Origin of the sequence: Streptomyces sp. BBFR51 (assembly GCF_044591655.1) — a bacterium.
Lineage (GTDB): Bacteria > Actinomycetota > Actinomycetes > Streptomycetales > Streptomycetaceae > Streptomyces.
Window position 1 is genome coordinate 1242158 of record NZ_CP172448.1, and the last position, 15798, is coordinate 1257955.

Consider the following 15798-nt stretch of genomic DNA (forward strand, 5'->3'; position numbering starts at 1 on the left):
GAGTCCCGTCTCAGCGCGGGGCGGCCTGGCCGCCGGGGTGCTCGCGCAGAAAGCCCAGCGCAAGTCCGCCCAGCCGGCCGCCCAACTTGAAGAGTGAGATGTGATCGCCGGTGGGCTCGACGCTGAGCGTCGCGTTGGGCAGCCGCCGGGCCACCTCGGCCGACCCGAGCGGATTGGCCGTGGTGTCGTCCTCGCTGGTGACCACCAGCGTGGGGTGGTCGACGCCGACCAGCAGCGGGTTGACGTCGATGTCGGTGATCGCGCCGTTCAGCCGGCAGTAGCGGTAGAACAACTCGGCGGTGGCGAAAGGGTAGAGCACCAGGTGCGCGAGGTCGGGCGGGGTGCCGCCGAGCATGGTGCTGAGGAACACCGCGTGCACGGCGGCGGCGGTGTCGCGGTCCTCGGCGGCCATTGCCATCAGCGCCTGGATGTTCCGGTGATGGTCCAGCTTCGGTGCGTCCGGCCCGAGTTCGTACGCACCGTGCCACAGGCTGAGCGAGAGGATCCGCTCCGGGCTGTGGCGGGCCGCGGCGAGCGCGATGACGCTGCCGCCGCAGAAGCCCAGCAGGTGGGCGCTGTGGACGCCGACGTGGTCCATGACCGCGAAGATGTCCTCGGCCTGCGCCTCGGTGTCCCACTGGAGTTTGTCGAAGTCGGGTTCGTCGGTGAACAGGCCGCGGGTCTCCCAGGTGACGACCCGGAACTCACCGCCCAGCAACTCCAGCCAGCGCTCGCACAGTTCGGCGGGCATTCCGCAGGCGGAAGCGATCAGGACGGCGGGCGCGGCCGGGTCGCCCGCCGTGTAGACGGGCAGACGGGCGCCGTCGGGGGCGACGGCGTCGGCGGGGGTGCGGAACCTGTCGAAGGAGGCGGCGGCCACCCGGTCGGCGATCCCGGTGATCTCGGCCGGGTCCTCGGGGAGGTCGTCCAGCTCGGGCCGGTCGAGGGCCGGCCCGAGCCGTTCGCCGATGATCTGTTCGAAGACGCCGCTCTCGCCCTCCGGGGCGGCGGGCCCCAGGGCCAGCGGGACGCCGAGCCGCTCGGCCAGCGCGACCAGCAGTTCGGCGCGCGGGCCGGCGGGAGCCGCCACCCGTGCGGGCGGGTCGAGGCGCGGGGCCAGCGCCCGCAGGCCGTGCAGCGCCTCGGCGAGTGCGGCCGCGGCGGCCCGGGCCTGGTGCTCGGTCATCGGCTCGAACGCCTTCCGGTCGGTTGCGGTGAGTGTCAGCGGGTGGTGAACGGGTGGCCGAGGGTGGTCTGGGTGGCCATCCGGTTGTGGTCGTACTGGTTCTTGCCGCCGGCCAGGACGGCGCCGTAGCGGTCCAGCGAGACGGTGCCGCCGTACTCCTCGATCTGGTCGGTGTCGGGGTAGACCCGCACCGAGGTCGGCACGTACCGGCCGGCGAAGCCCAGGCGCATCTGGTCGGTCTTGGCGCTGTGCGGCCAGGAGGCGTGCATCAGGGTCGACCAGAACATGATCGCCTCGCCCGGGCGCATCACCATCGACACCGCCTGCGACTCGTCGGGCTTGAAGTCGGGGTCGACCTGCAGCTCGCGGTAGTCGTAGCCGAAGAAGCCGCGGCGGACGCCGCCCTTGTCCAGCTGGTTGATGGTGTCCGGGGTGTAGTGCATCCGCTTGGTCTCGTCGTAGTTCATCCGGGTGTGGGTGCCCGGGATGAACTGCAGGCAGCCGTTCTCCTCGTTGGCCTCGGTGAACGCCGTCCACACGGTGATGGTGCCCCCGAACTCACGGTGCTCGTCGGGCCACAGGATCTGCGGGACGCCGGAGGCGTTGGCGAAGGTGTCGGCCTGGTGCCAGTCGGTGCCCTCGTCACCCGGGTACTTCGGGAAGAACTCGCTGCGCCAGCACAGCACGTCGGGCCCGAGCACGCTGGTCACCCGGCCGACGATCTCCGGCCGGCAGACGTGGTCCGCGAGGAACTCCGAGTCGAGATGCCGGTCGTAGTTGGAGATGTTGGTGTTGCCGGACTGGGCCGCCTCGTCCTGGTAGACGGCGTTGCTGCGGTCCAGCAGCCTCAGCCGCTCGACCTGCCAGCGGCGCTGCATCTCCTCGATCTCGTACACCTTGAACGGGCCGAAGTAGCCACGCTCCTCGAAGCTCGCACGCTCCTCGGGCGTCAGCGTGAAGCCGCCGGTCTCTTCGGGCACGGTGGTGCTCCTCTCCTCATTCACTTCGAGTCCTGCGCGTCCACGCAGGCGGCCAGGTGGCGGACCGTCGCCGCATCGAGTTCCGCGCCGGTCAGCGACAGCTTCCAGCGCCGGTTGACGGAGGCGATCACCCGCATGAACGCCAGCGAGGTGGCGCCTTGCTCGAACAGGTCGTCGTCGAGGCCGATGCCCGGCCGGGCCAGCACCTCGGTGACGATGGCGTCGACCTGCGCCTGCGTCGGCGACAGCTCCGCGCCGCCACCGGCCGGGCCGGCCGGGGCCTGCCGGTGCCGCAGGGCGGGCAGGGCCGAGCGGTCGACCTTGCCCTGCGCGGTGGTCGGCACCTCGGTGATCAGCCGGTACGCGGAGGGCCGCATGTGCTCGGGCAGCGTCTCCGCGGCCCGGGCGGACACCTCGGCGACCAGCCGGCCGAGCGCCTCGTCGTCGATCTCGGCGTCGGGCGGCGGCACCAGATAGGCCGTCAGGCGGACATCGCCCTGGCCGTGGTCCTGCGGGACGACGATCGCCGAGGACAGCCGCCGGTCGTCGGCGAGCAGCGCCTCGATCTCGCCGGGCTCGATCCGGAAACCGCGGATCTTGATCTGGTCGTCGGCTCGGCCGACGTACAGGTACTCGCCGTCGGGGGTGCGCACCGCGCGGTCGCCCGAGCGGTACAGGCGCACCGCGTCCGCGCCGGTGCCCACGGTACGGAAGCGCTCGGCGGTCAGCTCGGGACGGCGGTGGTAGCCGCGGGCCACGCCGGTGCCGCCGACGTACAGCTCACCGGGGGTGCCGTCGGCGACCGGGCCGCCGGCCTCGTCGAGCAGGTGCAGCGTGACCTCGGGCAGGGGCCGGCCGATCGGGCTGACCCCGGGCTCGTCGAGGTCGGACCGGGTGATCGCACGGGCCGTCACGTGGACCGTCGTCTCGGTGATGCCGTACATGTTGACCAGGACCGGCCGGGCGTCGCCGTAACGGGCGAACCAGGGCTCCAGGAGCTTCACGTCCAGCCGCTCGCCGCCGAAGACCACCAGGCGCAGCGCGGGCAGCGTCTCGGTGGAGGCGCCCACCAGGCGGCGGAAGGCGGACGGGGTCTGGTTGAGCACCGTGACGCCCTCGTCCGCGAGCAGCTTGTGCAGCAGCTCCGGGGAGCGGACGGTCTCGGTGCCGGCCACCACCAGGCGGCCGCCGTGCAGCAGCGCGCCCCACAGCTCCCAGACCGAGAAGTCGAAGCTGATCGAGTGGAACAGCGTCCACACGTCGTCCGCGCGATAGCCCACCAGCTCGGCGTTCTGCTCGAACAGCCGGACCACGTTGCGGTGTTCGACCAGCACGCCCTTGGGGACGCCGGTCGACCCGGAGGTGTAGATGACGTACGCGAGGTCGCTCTCCTGGGACTCCTGTGCCGCGGCGGCCGGCTCGGCCGGCGCCTCGGTGTCGCGGTCGAGCCACACCACCGGCGCCGCGCAGTCCGTGAGGCGCTCGGCGACCCGGGACACCGAGACCACCGCGCAGACCTGGCTGTCGTCGAGCAGGAAGGCGACCCGGTCGGCCGGATAGGCCGGGTCGACGGGCACGTACGCGGCGCCCGCCTTGAGGATGCCGAGCAGGCCGACCACCAGGTCGGCACTGCGGTCGACACACAGGCCGATCAGCCGGTCGGGGCCGGCGCCCGCCGCCCGCAGCCGGGCGGCCACCGCGTCGGCCTCGGCGTTCAGCTCACGGTAGGTGAGGAGGCGGTCCGCCCCGCTCACCGCCACGTGCTCCGGCGTCCTGGCGACCTGGGCTTCGAAGAGTTGGTGCAGCGTCTTGCCGGAAACCATGACGGATCTCCCATCAGGTACGGGTTCGCGGGCCGGGGGCCGACACCCGCGGGGACGGTCAGCCCTGGGCTGCGGCGATCTTGGTGGCGTACATGCCCCAGTGCTGCGGGGTCAGCGACATGTCCTTCAGGCTGCCCTGGACGAACATCCGCTCCCAGCCGCCGCCACCCTTCTCCTCCGGGATCCACTGCTTGGTGAACACCTCACGTGCGGCCGGGACGGTACGCGCCCGAAGGCCCATCAGGTTGTAGTAGGAGGTGAGCTTGCGCAGGTGGATGAACCAGTGGATGCGGTCGGACAGGCCGAACGCCTCCTCGTAGAGGAAGATCGTCGCCTCGCCGCCCAGCGAGGCGTTCCAGCTCTCGGTCAGCGCGCGGGCGAACTCCCGCCCCTCGGACCGGAACTCGTACTTCAGCTCTCCGGTGCGGTGCATGATGACGCCGGAGTTCCCGGAGTGCAGCAGCTCGTCGGCCTTCTGCGAGGTCTGGTGCTCGGCGGTCGGCACCACGAAGCGGTCCACGCCGCTTTCCTCGATCACCGAGGAGAGCTCGCTGTCGGCCGTGCCGTACATCCCGAAGCTCTGCGGGATGAGCACCGTCTCCTTCAGGCCGCCGTCGAGGAACATCCGGTCCCACGAGCCGCCGCCGCGCTCCTCGGGGATGCGGTTGCGGAACATCACCTCGCGCCAGCCCTCGTCCTTGGAGCCCATCGCGACGAGGGTCTCGTACGCCTCCAGGGAGCGCATGTGCAGGAGCCAGTGCAGGGTGTCCTTGGTCCCGAAGGTCTCCTCGTAGACGAAGGTGGTCGCCACGCCGACGTACTGGAGGTTCAGGTACTCGGAGAGGTCACGTGCGAACTGCCGGCCCTCCGAGCGGAATTCGGCTCGCAGCTGCCCGACGCGCTCGACCACGACACCCGAGTTCGCCGAGTGCAGGATATCCGCGACCGGAAGGGCCGTCTGCTGCTGGGCGACCGGCGTGGAGAATTCGGAGTCAGCCTTCTCGGTCATGTACGGGCTCCTTGGTGAACGGTTCGAATTTCTTCTTTCGCAGCACAATTAGGCCATTTCCCCGGAGATCTGCGCAGCTCACTATTGAGCAGGGCGGAAGATCAACGATGCAGCGAGGAGAAACGGTCTCGGAGAACCTCGGCCGCGCCGGTCATCAATGCCTCGGCGACGGCGTCCACATGGCGGTTGCGCCAGTCGGCGAGCTCGGTCCCGGCGGCGAACCGGTTGAAAGCACCGATCGCCGGGCCGGTGTGAATCTGGTAGTTGACGCGCTCGGACGGGTCGCCGCGCATCGCCAGCCGGGTGCTGTGCACGAAGTACCAGCGGAACACCAGCGCCATCCGGTGCTTGGGGTGCTGCTCGGCCCGCTCGACCTCCTGCGGGCGGCCGACCCGCAGGTAGTACTCGCGGGTCTCCTTCCAGACCTGCTCCAGGTCGCGGTGGAACCAGCCGTCCTCGATCGTCCGCCGCAGCTTGGCGTCGATCGACTCCAGCCCGTCGTACTGCCGGTACGCCTGGTAGAGCTTGTTGGCGCGCGCCGCGAACAGCGTGCCGCGCCCCAGTACCTGGATCCGCGCCCCGATCTCGAACATGTCGCCGGCCGGCGCGTACCCGGTGTCCTGGACGTCGGCCCGCGCCAGCAGTTCCTTCACCGCGTCGGACGTCCCGGCCTGCGGGGTGCACTGATTGACGGAGCCGGTGACCACGAAGTCCGCGCCCAGCACGAACGCGGCCGCCAGGCTCTCCGGCGCGCCGAGACCGCCGGCCGCGCCGATCCGGATGCCGTCCGGGTAGCCGCGCCCGGCCACGGTCCGGTCCCGCAGCCCCGTCATCGCGGGCATCAGGGTGTACGCCACCGCGGCGTCGGTGTGCCCGCCCGAGTCGGCCTCCGCGCACACCTCCCCCGCCAGCGGCAGCGCGCGGCCGGCCTCGGCCTCCGCGGCGGTCAGCAGGCCGTCGGCGAGCAGCGAGCCCACCAGCGCCTCCGGCGCGGGATCCATGAACGCCGTCGCCACCTCGGGGCGGGACACCTTGGCCAGCAGCCGGTTCGGCGCCACCGCCCGGCCGGCGCCGTCCCGGTACGCCCCGCTCAGCCGGTACAGCACCAGCGCCCGGGTCGGGTGGGTGAAGCCCGACGCCTCGACGAACCGCACCCCGTGCCGCAGGAAGAGCCGCACGGTGGCCTCCTCCAGCGCCGGGTCGTGCAGCGCGTGCAGCAGGTTCATCCCGAAGCGGCCGTCCGGGCCCAGTTCGCCGCGGAGGGTGGTGATCGCCGCCTCGATGCGCTCCGTGCGCAGCCCGCCGGTCCCGAAGTACCCGAGCAGGCCGGCCCGCGCCATCCGGGCAACCAGTGCGGTGGAGGCGATGCCCTTGTACATCGACCCGGCCAGGTACGCGTAGCGCACCCCGTAGTCGGCCCGGAAGGCCGCCGAGCCCAGTCGATCCGCGGTCAGTACGGCGACGTCGCCGGCCGGCCGCGGGGCCGGCGGAGCTGCCGGGCCCGCGGCCGCGCCGAGGGGGGACGGGGAACTCGCGGGGCCGGCGTCCGGGGCGGGGGCAGGGGCGGGGGCGGCCGCGGCGGGTACCGCCCCAACGGCGGCGGACGCCGGGGCTGCGGTTCGCGCCGCCGCGGGCGCCGGGGCGGCGTCCGCGGCCTGCCGCGGTTCCGGCGCGGGCGCGTTCGCCGCTTGCTTCACCGCCGCGTCCCACAACTGTGTCAGCACCCGGCCCGGGCCCTGTTCGGCGATCCGGTCGACACCCTGCGCGAGCAGGTGGCGCATGCTCTCCGACCAGCGGACCGCGCTGTGCACCTGGGCGACCAGCAGCCGGGCGACCTCGCCGGGGCGGTAGGGCCGGGCAGTGACGTTGGCGATCACCGGCAGGCGGGGGTCACGCAGCTCGAAGCCCTCGATGAAGGAGGCGAACTCGCGTGCGGCGTCGGCCATGTAGCGGGAGTGGAAGGCGGCGCTGACCCGCAGCGGCACGCAGCGGCCCGCGCCCGCGGCGGTGACGGCCGCGGCGGCGCGGCTCAGCGACTCGGCGGGGCCGGAGAGCACCACCTGCTCGGCGGAGTTGCGGTTGGCGACGTCGACGTCGTCGATGCCGGCCTCGGCGAGCAGGTCGGCGATCCGGGCGGCGCCGGGGCCGACCACGGCGGTCATCGCGCCGCCGGTGGCCCGGCCCATCAGCTCGCCGCGCCGGGCCACCAGGGCGATCCCGGTCTCGAAGTCGAAGGCGTCGGCGGCGAGCAGCGCGTTGTATTCACCGAGGCTGTGCCCGGCGAGGTAGTCGGGGGCGGGTTCGCGGGCGGCCGCGTACGCGCGCCGGCTCAACTCGTTGACGACGAACAGCGCGGGCTGCAGGTAGCGGGTGGCGGTGAGCCGCCCGCCGTCGTCGTCGAGGCACAGTTCGCGCACCGAGAAGCCGAGGATCCGGTCGGCGGCCGCCATCGCCTCCGGGTAGCGGTCGAACAGGTCGCGGCCCATGCCACGGCGCTGCGCGCCCTGGCCGGGAAAGAGCCATGCGGTCCGCTGCGTCACGAGCCGGCCTCCCACGGGAAACGCTGCCGTTCGGCGAAGTCGGCGATCCGGCGGCCGACGCCGTCGGAGGACATCAGCCGCGCGAACTCGTCGATCGCGGCGCGCTCGACGTCCGGTGTGATGATCCACATCTTGGTGAAGTACCGCTTCAGGTCTCCGACCGTCTCGCCCTCCACCTTCATGACCCGGAAGGCCAGTTTGCGCAGCGCCGGCTGGAGCGGGTCGACCAGCTGGTCGACCAGGCCGGACAGCATCGCCTGGTCGGCCGTCACCGGCAGGGTGCTCAGGCTCATCGCGTAGGCCTTCTGGAAGCCGGTACGGCGGACCAGGAACGGCGCGACGCTGCACGGCAGCAGGCCCCACAGCGCCTCGGGCAGGCTGAAGGTGGCGCGGGGTGTGGCGAGCACGAAGTCGCTGGCGGCGACCAGGCCGACGCCGCCGCCGGCCACCCGGCCGTCGACGGTGGCGACCACCACCCGGGGGGTAGAGGTGAGGCGCTTGAGCAGGCCGAGGAACTCGGCACCGCCCTGCGCCGCCCGCTCCCGGTCGGGACGGCCCTCGGCGGCCGCCCCGAGCAGGTCCATGCCGGTGCAGAACACGCCGTCGCCGCCGGTCAGCACCACCACCCGGCAGGCAGGATCGGCCTCGGCGCTGTCGAGCGCCTCGTGCAGTTCCCGGATCATGACGGTGTCGATGCTGTTCTGCGCGTCCGGACGGTCGAGGGCGACGGTCAGGACTCCCGGCGTGCTGGAGAGTCGGATCGTACGGTGCCCCGGGCTCAGGTCCATCTGTTCAGCTCCATCGATAGCGCCGGTGGAAGTTCTCGATCCGGTCCAGCACCAGATGCTCCCTTCCGTGCAGCGCCGGGTCGTAGACGTCGGCGTACTGCGACACGTCCAGGACCGTGTCCTGCACGCCGGGGGCGCCCTCGGCGGTGTGCTTCGCGAGCCGGTCGTAGTCGTCGACCGCGAGCCGGTGCCGGGCGTCCAGGCGCTCGGCGGTCCTGTTCTGGGCGAGCAGGGCGTGGGCCCCGGCGCCGACCACGCCGCTGTAGAACTCCGAGGCGCAGCCCGACCCGTAGGAGAACAAGCCGACCCGGCGCGGCTCGCGGAAGTCGCCGTGCTCGATCAGCGAGAGCAGGGCGACGAACAGGCCGGCCGCGTAGGTGTTGCCGATCCGGGCCGGGTTGACCAGCGTGGCGGCCATCCGGGTGCGGAAGTCGGCCTCGATGGCGTCCGGGGACATCCGCTTCACCCGGCGCATCAGGTGCCGGTGGGCGCCCTTGACCATCCCGCCGAACGGGGTGTGGAAGACCAGGTGGTCGAAGGTGTCGACGATGTCGGCCCCGGCGACGGCCTCCCGGTAGTCGGCGAAGGAGCGCTCCAGGCACTCCAGGTAGGCCAGCAGCGAGAGGTCGGAGTCACCGGCCGCCAGGTCGGGGCGCGGCCGGCAGGTGTCCATCACCTCGTAGCTGTAGAGCCCGGCCGCACCGGGGTCGAGGTCGAGCACCTCGGGTTCGGGGCCGAGCAGCAGGGCGACCCCACCGGCGCCGTGGGACGGCTCCCAGTACGGCATGCCGACCACCGAGCCGCCCGCGTCGGCGGCGATCACCAGCGCACGGGCCTGCGGGCGGGGGCTGCCCGCCAGCAGACCGAGCGCGGTGCGCAGCGCGGCGGTGCCGCCGTAGCAGGCGTGCTTGACCTCGAAGGAGCGGCAGCGCCGGCCCAGGCCGAGGTAGTGGTGCACGTAGGTGCTGATCGGCTTGCCGAAGTCCAGGCCGGACTCGGTGCCGACGATCACCGCCTCGATGCTGTCGCGCTGCTCCCCGGTGAGCCGGTCGAGGATCGGTCTTGCCGCGTTCACGGCGTTGGTGACCGGGTCCTCGCACGGCAGGTTCACCGACTTCTGCACCATCATCAGGTTGTCGAAGCGGCCCAGGTCCAGTCCGCGCGCGTGGAACAGCTCCCTGACGTCCAGGACGGCCCGCCCGACATAGGCGTTGGCCGCCTCAACCCCGACGGCCATGCAGCGGCGCCCAGAGGGTGTCGGTCATCGTGCCGTCGAGGACCGTGCGGTGCCAGGCACCGCCGCCCTTGCTGTCGGCGACGACCTGGGAGGCCATCAGGCGGCGCAGCTCGGGGTCGGTCTCCTGAAGGGCGACCAGCTCGTCGTAGGCCTCCTGGGAGGCGAGGTGGATCAGCAGGTGCAGGCGGTCCTGCTGGCCCCACATCTCCTCGTAGAGGAAGGCGGTGGCGCGGCCGACCATCGCCTCGGAGACGTATCCGGCCCAGTCGAACCAGAACTTCCGGGCCTCCTCGCGCAGCGCGTACCGGACCTGGAGACGGCGGTGCACGGTGAGCGGGGTGTTCACGGAGTGCAGCAGCTGCTCGGGGGCGAGCCGGGACTGGTAGCGGGCCGGCGGCTGGAAGGTGTCCAGCTGGTCCTCGTCGTCATCGTCGTGGTGGCTCAGGCCGTGCTGCGGGCAGATGATCGTCTCGGTCATCGAGCCCTCGGCGAACATCCGCTCCCAGTTGCCGCCGCCCTTGGTGGGCAGCCGGTCGTCGGTGGACACCTCGGCCCACTTCTTCGAGTGGTCGACCATGTCGAGCATCCGGCGGTAGTCGCTGGGCTCCTTCAGGTGCAGCAGCCAGTGCAGCCGGCCCTGCGTCCCGAACAGCTCCTCGAAGGCGAAAATCGAGACGTAGCCGACCTGGGCGTTGTTGATCAGATCGACCAGGTCCGCCGAGAAGGACATGCCCTCCTCAAGGAACTCGTTCTTCAGCTGGCCGACCCGGTGAATCAGGAATCCCGCGTCGGCAGAATTCAGCAGCTTGTCCAACGGTACCGAGGTCTGCTGGTACGCCGCCCTGGTCCTGGGTTCTGTACTGGAATTCTCTGCGACCGTCACGGTACCCGCCTCCTTTTCCACGGAAATCAATCCGTCGTCCCCTACAATCACAACCGGATTACATTAAGAGCGCGCAGCGGATTCCTGCTGCTCAATTCTGCGCAGGGTCGGCGGGCGCCGAGGCGCGGTCCGACCAGGCGGCGAGTTCGACGGCCCGCAGGTGCTCGTCGGAGCTGTGCTCGACCTTCGCCATGGTCCAGCGCAGGGTGGGCGCGGCCATCACCGAGGTGAGCACCGCGACCAGCACGACAATCGAGTACATCGCCGGGCTGAGCACGCCGAGCCGCAGGCCGACGGTCGCCACCACCACCTCGACCGCACCGCGGGCGTTCAGCCCGGCACCCAGCGCCAGGCCCTCCCAGTGCGTCAGGCGGCCGAGCCGGGCGCCCAGGTAGGCGCCGGCGAACTTGCCGACGAGCGCGAGCAGCAGCACCACCGCGGCGGCGGCCAGCGTCCCGGGGTCGCCCAGCACCGACAGGTCCATCTTCAGGCCCGCCCCGGCCAGGAAAATCGGGGCGAACACCGAGAGCGTGACGGTCCGCAGCGAGGCCAGCCGGACCGCGGTCTCCCGCGACGGCGAGCTGAGCAGGCAGCCGACCGCGAACGCGCCGAGGGCCGACTCCAGGCCCAGCGACTGGCTGCCCGCCGCGGCGGCCAGGATCGCCACCACCGTGATCGCGATCACCGGCCCGGAGCCCTCGGCCTTCTCGGCCCGCCCCAGCGCCCCGCGCAGCAGTGGCCGGGCGGCGATCACCACGGCCAGGAACAGCAGCAGGTGCCCGACGCCGGTGACGATCTGCCCGGTCCTCAGGGCTCCCGTCGCCATCGTGGAGACCATCGACAGCAGCATCCACGCGACCACGTCCTCGCCGGCCGCCGCGGCGAGCGTCAGCTGCCCGATGTCGCGGTGCAGCATGCCCAGGTCGGTCAGTGTCTTGGCGATCACCGGGATCGCGCTGACGCCCATCACCACGCCGATCAGCAGCGCGAACGACGGGCGGTCGGCGTGCGGGCCGAGCAGCCGGCCGGGAAGCAGCAGGCCGGTGCCGATGCCCAGGCCGAGCGGCAGCACCAGCGCCGCGGTGCTGATCGAGAGTACGGCGCGCGGGCGGCGGCGCAGCATCCGCAGGTCCAGGTGCGCGCTCGACAGCCCGATGAACAGCAGCACGCCGAAGGTGCTGACGGCGTCGAGCAGTTGGGTCTGCGACTTGTCGGCCGGCCACATCCAGGCGAATGTCGCCGGCGAGAGGTGTCCGAGCACCGTCGGACCGAGCAGCACACCGCTCAGCAGTTCGCCCACCACACCCGGCAGGCCCATCCGGCGGGCCAGCTGGCCCATCGCCGTGCCGACAAGCAGCAGGGCCGCCAATTGCAGCAGTAACAGCAGGGTCTGGTGCTCGCTCATGCTCGACCTACTCCCCCGGGCCGGACCTTTCCGACGCCCCAAGGGTCGGCGCCGCCATCAGCGCCCGGCTACTCAGAATTGAGCATCAGGCCGGGAGGCGGCCCTCGACGTACTCGCCGAGCAGCTGGTCGTCGACGACCAGCGAGCCGTGCACCATGTCGACCAGGCCGGCCTCGCGGAAGCGCTTGAGGAACAGCCCGACCCGGGAGCGGGTGGTGCCGATCATCTCGGCGAGCTCCTCCTGGGTGATCCGGGGCCGGATCACCACCAGCCGGCCCCGACGGGTGCCCAACTGCTCGGAGAGCAGCAGCAGCCGGGCCGCCAGCCGGCGCTCGCACTCCATCGTCACCATGTCGACGATGATCTTCTGCTGTTCGAGCACCCGCTCCCCGAGGTGCCGCACGTACTCGGGCAGCAGCCCCTCCTCGGCGAGCACCGACAGGAACCGATCGCCGGGGATCTGGCGCAGCGTCACCTTCTCCAGCGCGACGGCGGTGTCGGAGCGCTCGCTGCCCAGCAGTCCCATCTCGCCCAGGACGTCGCCCGCCCCGAAGATGGAGAGCAGACATCGTTTGCCGCTCCCTGTAATCATCAGCGTCTTGACCTGACCGGTCTCTATGACGTAGATACACCGGTCCCGGCCGCCGTCCGTGTAGACGTGCCCCCGTCTCGACACGATCAGGGTCGGCGTGTCGTTCAGCCGGGTGGCGCACAGCGCGCGCAGCTTGGCGCGGAAGCAGGCCGAGCCGGTGGCGGCCGGCGCCGCGGCGCGTTGCGCGGGGATGTCAGTGGTGGCCGGACGGGTCCTGTGGTGCTCCAATGTTGCTCTCATCTTCTACCCCGAATCGTCTCGTATGCGGCTACGGGAACGTCGTCCCGGACCGGGGGGCTCGACCCGGCGGATGCGTCGAACCGGTGTCTGACGCCCGCCTGCATGTGCGGATCGGCGAGGTGCGGGCGCAAGCATAGGAAAACTTTCAAGCCAGCACCATGCTTGCGTGGCTCCTTCGACGCAGGCAGGACTCCGCGGAGCGGTCGCCCGCCGACTTCACCCGATGCTCAATCCAGCGCAGAAATGCCCGGTTGGGCCTGGCTACGTTCAGGACGCTCGGTCGCACCTGCCGGAACGAGCCGACATGCCAAGGAACGGAGACTGCCCCGTGAGTGACCGGTCATCACAACCCGGCGCCCCGTCCGGTCCCGAGGACCCGAAGGTCCTGCCGACCGGACCGCGGGTCGACCCCTACGCGCTGTACTGCGACATGCGTGCCGAGGGCGTCGTCCACACCATCCGCGAACCCAACGGCCTCCACCGCCGACTCGTACTGCGCTACGCCGAGGCCCGCGACGTCATGAACGACGCCCGCTTCGCCAAGGATCCGGGCCTGGCCTGGGACCAGTTGCGCGACGCCGGCTATGTCAAAGGCGAGCGCGACAACCGCGCCGACTACCTCTACCACCTGGTCAACACCGACCCGCCGGACCACACCCGGCTGCGCAAGCTGATCAGCAAGGCGTTCACCAACCGCCGCATGGAGTCGATGCGGCCGCGCGTGCGGGAGATCGCCGAGCAACTGCTCGACGGCCTCGCCGGGCAGGAGCGCGTCGACCTGATCGAGAACTACGCCCACCCGCTGGCCACCACGGTCATCTGCGAGATCCTCGGCGTGCCGAACGCCGACCGGGAGAACTTCCGCATCTGGGCCACCGCCATGCTCACCGCCCCGGACGCGGTGGTCGAAGGCGCGCTGACCCCGCAGGAGGGCTATGCGGCGATGCAGTCCTTCTTCACCGAGTTGCTGGCCCGCCGCCGCGAGGAACTCAAGGACCTCGCGGAAACCGGCGGGGACACCAGTGACCAGCAGCCCGACGTGATCGCCGGCCTGATCGTCGCCCGCGACGAAGGCAACCGGCTCAGCGAGGTGGAGATGGTCTCCACCGCGATGCTGCTGCTCAGCGCCGGCCAGGAGCCGACGGTCAACCTGATCGCCAACGGCACGCTGGCTCTGTTCGACAACCCGGAGCAGTTCGCCCTGTTGCGGGCCAAGCCCGACCTGGTCACCTCGGCCGTGGAGGAGTTCCTCCGCTACGACCCGCCGGTGGAGCTGTCCACCATGCGGGTCTCCACCGAGGACGTAGAGGTGGCCGGCACCATGATCCCGGCCGGCAGCGTGGTCACCGTCTCCATCGCCTCGACCAGCCGGGACGAGCGGCAGTTCGAGAATCCCAATCAGCTGGACATCAGCCGCATCGACAACCCGCATCTGGCCTTCGGTTACGGCCTGCACCACTGCCTGGGCGCCCCGCTGGCCCGGATCGAGGGTCAGGAGGCCATCGCGGCGCTGGTCGACCGCTACCCGAACGTCTCGCTCTCCGGCACCAGGGACGACCTGCGCTGGCGCCCCACCCGGATCATGCGCGGTCTGGTCGAGCTGCAGGTCGAGCTCGGCGCCCGAGCCTGACCCACGCCGGATGGCAGAGCGAGGACTCCGTCCCGGCACGCGCGAGGCCCACGTATGGACCGCGCGCGTGCCGGACTCGGACCGCGACCCGGCGGTCCGGGCGGGGCTGGCGCTGCTCACGAGCGCCGAGCACGACCGGCTGTCCCGCTTCCGCTTCGCCCGGGACCGCGCCCAGTACACGGTGGGGCACGCCATGCTGCGCACCGCGCTGACCTGGTCCCACCCAGAACTTACGCCGCGCCAGTGGGAGTTCCGCACCACCTGGCACGGCCGTCCGGAGCTCGCCGGCCGCGCTGCGGGGACAGGGCTGAGATTCAACCTCTCCCACACCCCGGGCGCGGCTCTTTGCGTGGTGACCCGCTGGACGGACTGCGGCATCGACGTCGAGGCGACCCTGCCGCGGCGCACCCACCGGCTCAACGGGGTGTTCGCCCCCGCCGAGGCCGCCGCGCTCGCCCGGCTGCCCGACGAGCGGCAGGCCGACGCCGCGCTCCGTTACTGGACGCTGAAAGAGGCCTACACCAAGGCCCTGGGCCTCGGCCTGGCCCACCCGTTCGACCGCTGCGACTTCGGCACGCCGCCCGAGAGCGGGACGATCACGCTGGCCGCCGACACCTCACGCCAGTGGCAGTTCCATCAGTGGCGGCCGGGACCAGGACACGTCGCCGCGCTCGCCCTGCGCCGCGGCGCCCTGACCGGCTCGGCTCAGACCGCCGCCACGTAGCGTGCCAGCCGGGTCTCGTGCACCGCCAGGTGGGCCGAGCCGCTGTGCACCAGCAGCCCGTCGTCACAGAACCGCTTCAGGAAGAACCCCACCCGGGAACGCGTGGTCCCGACCATTTCCGAGAGTTCCTCGTGGGTTATCCGCCGTTCCATTCTCAGCTCCGCGCCCTGTCGCCGGCCGACCTTATGGGCGAGGTCGAGAAGCGTCACCGCGAGCCGCTGCTCGCAGTTCATGGTCACCATATTGGCGATCAACCGCTGCTGCCAGAACAGCTGTGACATGAGGTGCAGCGCGAACTCCTCGGCGTGTTCAAGATCCTGCAGAACCGCCGCCACCTGCGTCACCGAGAGCTTTCGCAGGACACTTCGCTTCATCGCCGTCGCGGTCTCCGTGCGGGTTCCCTGCAGAATTCCCAGCTCACCGAAGAACTCCCCCTCCACACATATGGAGAGCAGACACCGCTTGCCGTCCGGCGATCCCGAAACGGTCTTGACCTGGCCTTCCTCGACCATGTACAGGCTGTTGTCGGACTGCCCGCTGGAATACGCGTTCTCGCCGCGTACCAGTCGCACCACTGGCGTGGGCATCTCACCCCCCGCCATCCTCTCCCGCAGATTTTCCCACAATGGCGAAGATGTGGCGGTGAACATGTGGCATCCCCTCGCATCCGGTGGCCGTGCCCATGATGAAAGGCGGAATCCGGTCAAGAATGCGGTCGAGACCCCGTTTCCCCCAGGTCAATCGTAACCATCCCCGGACCC

The 15798-nt window shown here is 71.2% G+C and carries 13 protein-coding genes; 2 read left to right on the forward strand and 11 right to left on the reverse strand.

Going from position 1 to position 15798, the window contains the following annotated elements; all coding sequences use genetic code 11:
- Nucleotides 1-10 precede the first annotated feature (10 nt).
- The 10 genes from ACGH7X_RS05530 to ACGH7X_RS05575 form a co-directional block, all read right to left on the reverse strand.
- Entirely contained in the window at nucleotides 11-1186 is a 1176-nt protein-coding gene (locus ACGH7X_RS05530; protein WP_399882192.1) for an alpha/beta fold hydrolase, read from the reverse strand.
- Between the two features lie 35 nt (nucleotides 1187-1221).
- On the reverse strand, nucleotides 1222-2166 hold the full coding sequence (locus tag ACGH7X_RS05535) for a chlorinating enzyme (protein WP_399882194.1): 945 nt from the start codon (nucleotides 2164-2166) through the stop codon (nucleotides 1222-1224).
- Between the two features lie 20 nt (nucleotides 2167-2186).
- The gene (locus ACGH7X_RS05540) at nucleotides 2187-3989 is read right to left on the reverse strand and encodes an amino acid adenylation domain-containing protein (RefSeq protein ID WP_399882196.1); all 1803 of its coding nucleotides are present in this window, start codon (nucleotides 3987-3989) and stop codon (nucleotides 2187-2189) included.
- A 58-nt stretch (nucleotides 3990-4047) separates the two neighbouring features.
- On the reverse strand, nucleotides 4048-4998 hold the full coding sequence (locus ACGH7X_RS05545) for a DUF6039 family protein (protein WP_399882198.1): 951 nt from the start codon (nucleotides 4996-4998) through the stop codon (nucleotides 4048-4050).
- Between the two features lie 101 nt (nucleotides 4999-5099).
- Nucleotides 5100-7538 carry an ACP S-malonyltransferase gene (fabD, locus tag ACGH7X_RS05550; RefSeq protein WP_399882200.1) on the reverse strand — a complete coding sequence of 813 codons (2439 nt, stop codon included), beginning with the start codon at nucleotides 7536-7538 and terminating at the stop codon, nucleotides 5100-5102.
- Complete coding sequence (locus ACGH7X_RS05555; protein WP_399882202.1) at nucleotides 7535-8326, reverse strand: enoyl-CoA hydratase-related protein; 792 nt, start codon at nucleotides 8324-8326, stop codon at nucleotides 7535-7537. The genes fabD and ACGH7X_RS05555 overlap by 4 nt, the downstream gene beginning before the upstream one ends.
- Before the next feature lie 4 nt (nucleotides 8327-8330).
- Nucleotides 8331-9563, reverse strand: a complete 1233-nt coding sequence (locus ACGH7X_RS05560) for a hydroxymethylglutaryl-CoA synthase family protein (protein WP_399882204.1) — start codon at nucleotides 9561-9563, stop codon at nucleotides 8331-8333.
- A complete protein-coding gene (locus ACGH7X_RS05565) occupies nucleotides 9547-10446 on the reverse strand; it encodes a DUF6039 family protein (protein ID WP_399882206.1) in 900 nt (299 codons plus the stop codon). Before ACGH7X_RS05565 ends, ACGH7X_RS05560 begins: the two co-directional genes overlap by 17 nt.
- A 91-nt stretch (nucleotides 10447-10537) precedes the next feature.
- Nucleotides 10538-11851, reverse strand: coding sequence for a cation:proton antiporter (locus ACGH7X_RS05570; RefSeq protein WP_399882208.1), 1314 nt, complete (start codon nucleotides 11849-11851; stop codon nucleotides 10538-10540).
- An 85-nt stretch (nucleotides 11852-11936) separates the two neighbouring features.
- The gene (locus tag ACGH7X_RS05575) at nucleotides 11937-12671 is read right to left on the reverse strand and encodes a Crp/Fnr family transcriptional regulator (RefSeq protein WP_399882210.1); all 735 of its coding nucleotides are present in this window, start codon (nucleotides 12669-12671) and stop codon (nucleotides 11937-11939) included.
- Nucleotides 12672-13011: 340 nt separating this feature from the next.
- On the opposite strand from ACGH7X_RS05575, the gene ACGH7X_RS05580 reads away from it, so the two are divergent.
- Nucleotides 13012-14313 (forward strand): cytochrome P450, encoded by a 1302-nt coding sequence (locus ACGH7X_RS05580; RefSeq protein ID WP_399882212.1) that lies wholly within the window; start codon nucleotides 13012-13014, stop codon nucleotides 14311-14313.
- 10 nt (nucleotides 14314-14323) lie between these two features.
- Nucleotides 14324-15037, forward strand: coding sequence for a 4'-phosphopantetheinyl transferase family protein (locus tag ACGH7X_RS05585; RefSeq protein WP_399882213.1), 714 nt, complete (start codon nucleotides 14324-14326; stop codon nucleotides 15035-15037).
- Here ACGH7X_RS05585 and ACGH7X_RS05590 read toward each other — a convergent pair.
- Nucleotides 15019-15687, reverse strand: a complete 669-nt coding sequence (locus ACGH7X_RS05590) for a Crp/Fnr family transcriptional regulator (protein WP_399882214.1) — start codon at nucleotides 15685-15687, stop codon at nucleotides 15019-15021. The genes ACGH7X_RS05585 and ACGH7X_RS05590 overlap by 19 nt on opposite strands.
- Nucleotides 15688-15798: the final 111 nt, after the last annotated feature.

Excerpts from the sequence above, each read along its gene's own strand:
- ACGH7X_RS05540 (WP_399882196.1), bottom strand. The coding sequence starts at position 3,989 with ATGGTTTCCGGCAAGACGCTGCACCAACTCTTCGAAGCCCAGGTCGCC.
- ACGH7X_RS05545 (WP_399882198.1), bottom strand. The coding sequence starts at position 4,998 with ATGACCGAGAAGGCTGACTCCGAATTCTCCACGCCGGTCGCCCAGCAG.
- ACGH7X_RS05530 (WP_399882192.1), bottom strand. The coding sequence starts at position 1,186 with ATGACCGAGCACCAGGCCCGGGCCGCCGCGGCCGCACTCGCCGAGGCG.
- ACGH7X_RS05570 (WP_399882208.1), bottom strand. The coding sequence starts at position 11,851 with ATGAGCGAGCACCAGACCCTGCTGTTACTGCTGCAATTGGCGGCCCTG.
- ACGH7X_RS05590 (WP_399882214.1), bottom strand. The coding sequence starts at position 15,687 with ATGTTCACCGCCACATCTTCGCCATTGTGGGAAAATCTGCGGGAGAGG.
- ACGH7X_RS05585 (WP_399882213.1), top strand. The coding sequence starts at position 14,324 with ATGGCAGAGCGAGGACTCCGTCCCGGCACGCGCGAGGCCCACGTATGG.
- ACGH7X_RS05560 (WP_399882204.1), bottom strand. The coding sequence starts at position 9,563 with ATGGCCGTCGGGGTTGAGGCGGCCAACGCCTATGTCGGGCGGGCCGTC.
- ACGH7X_RS05555 (WP_399882202.1), bottom strand. The coding sequence starts at position 8,326 with ATGGACCTGAGCCCGGGGCACCGTACGATCCGACTCTCCAGCACGCCG.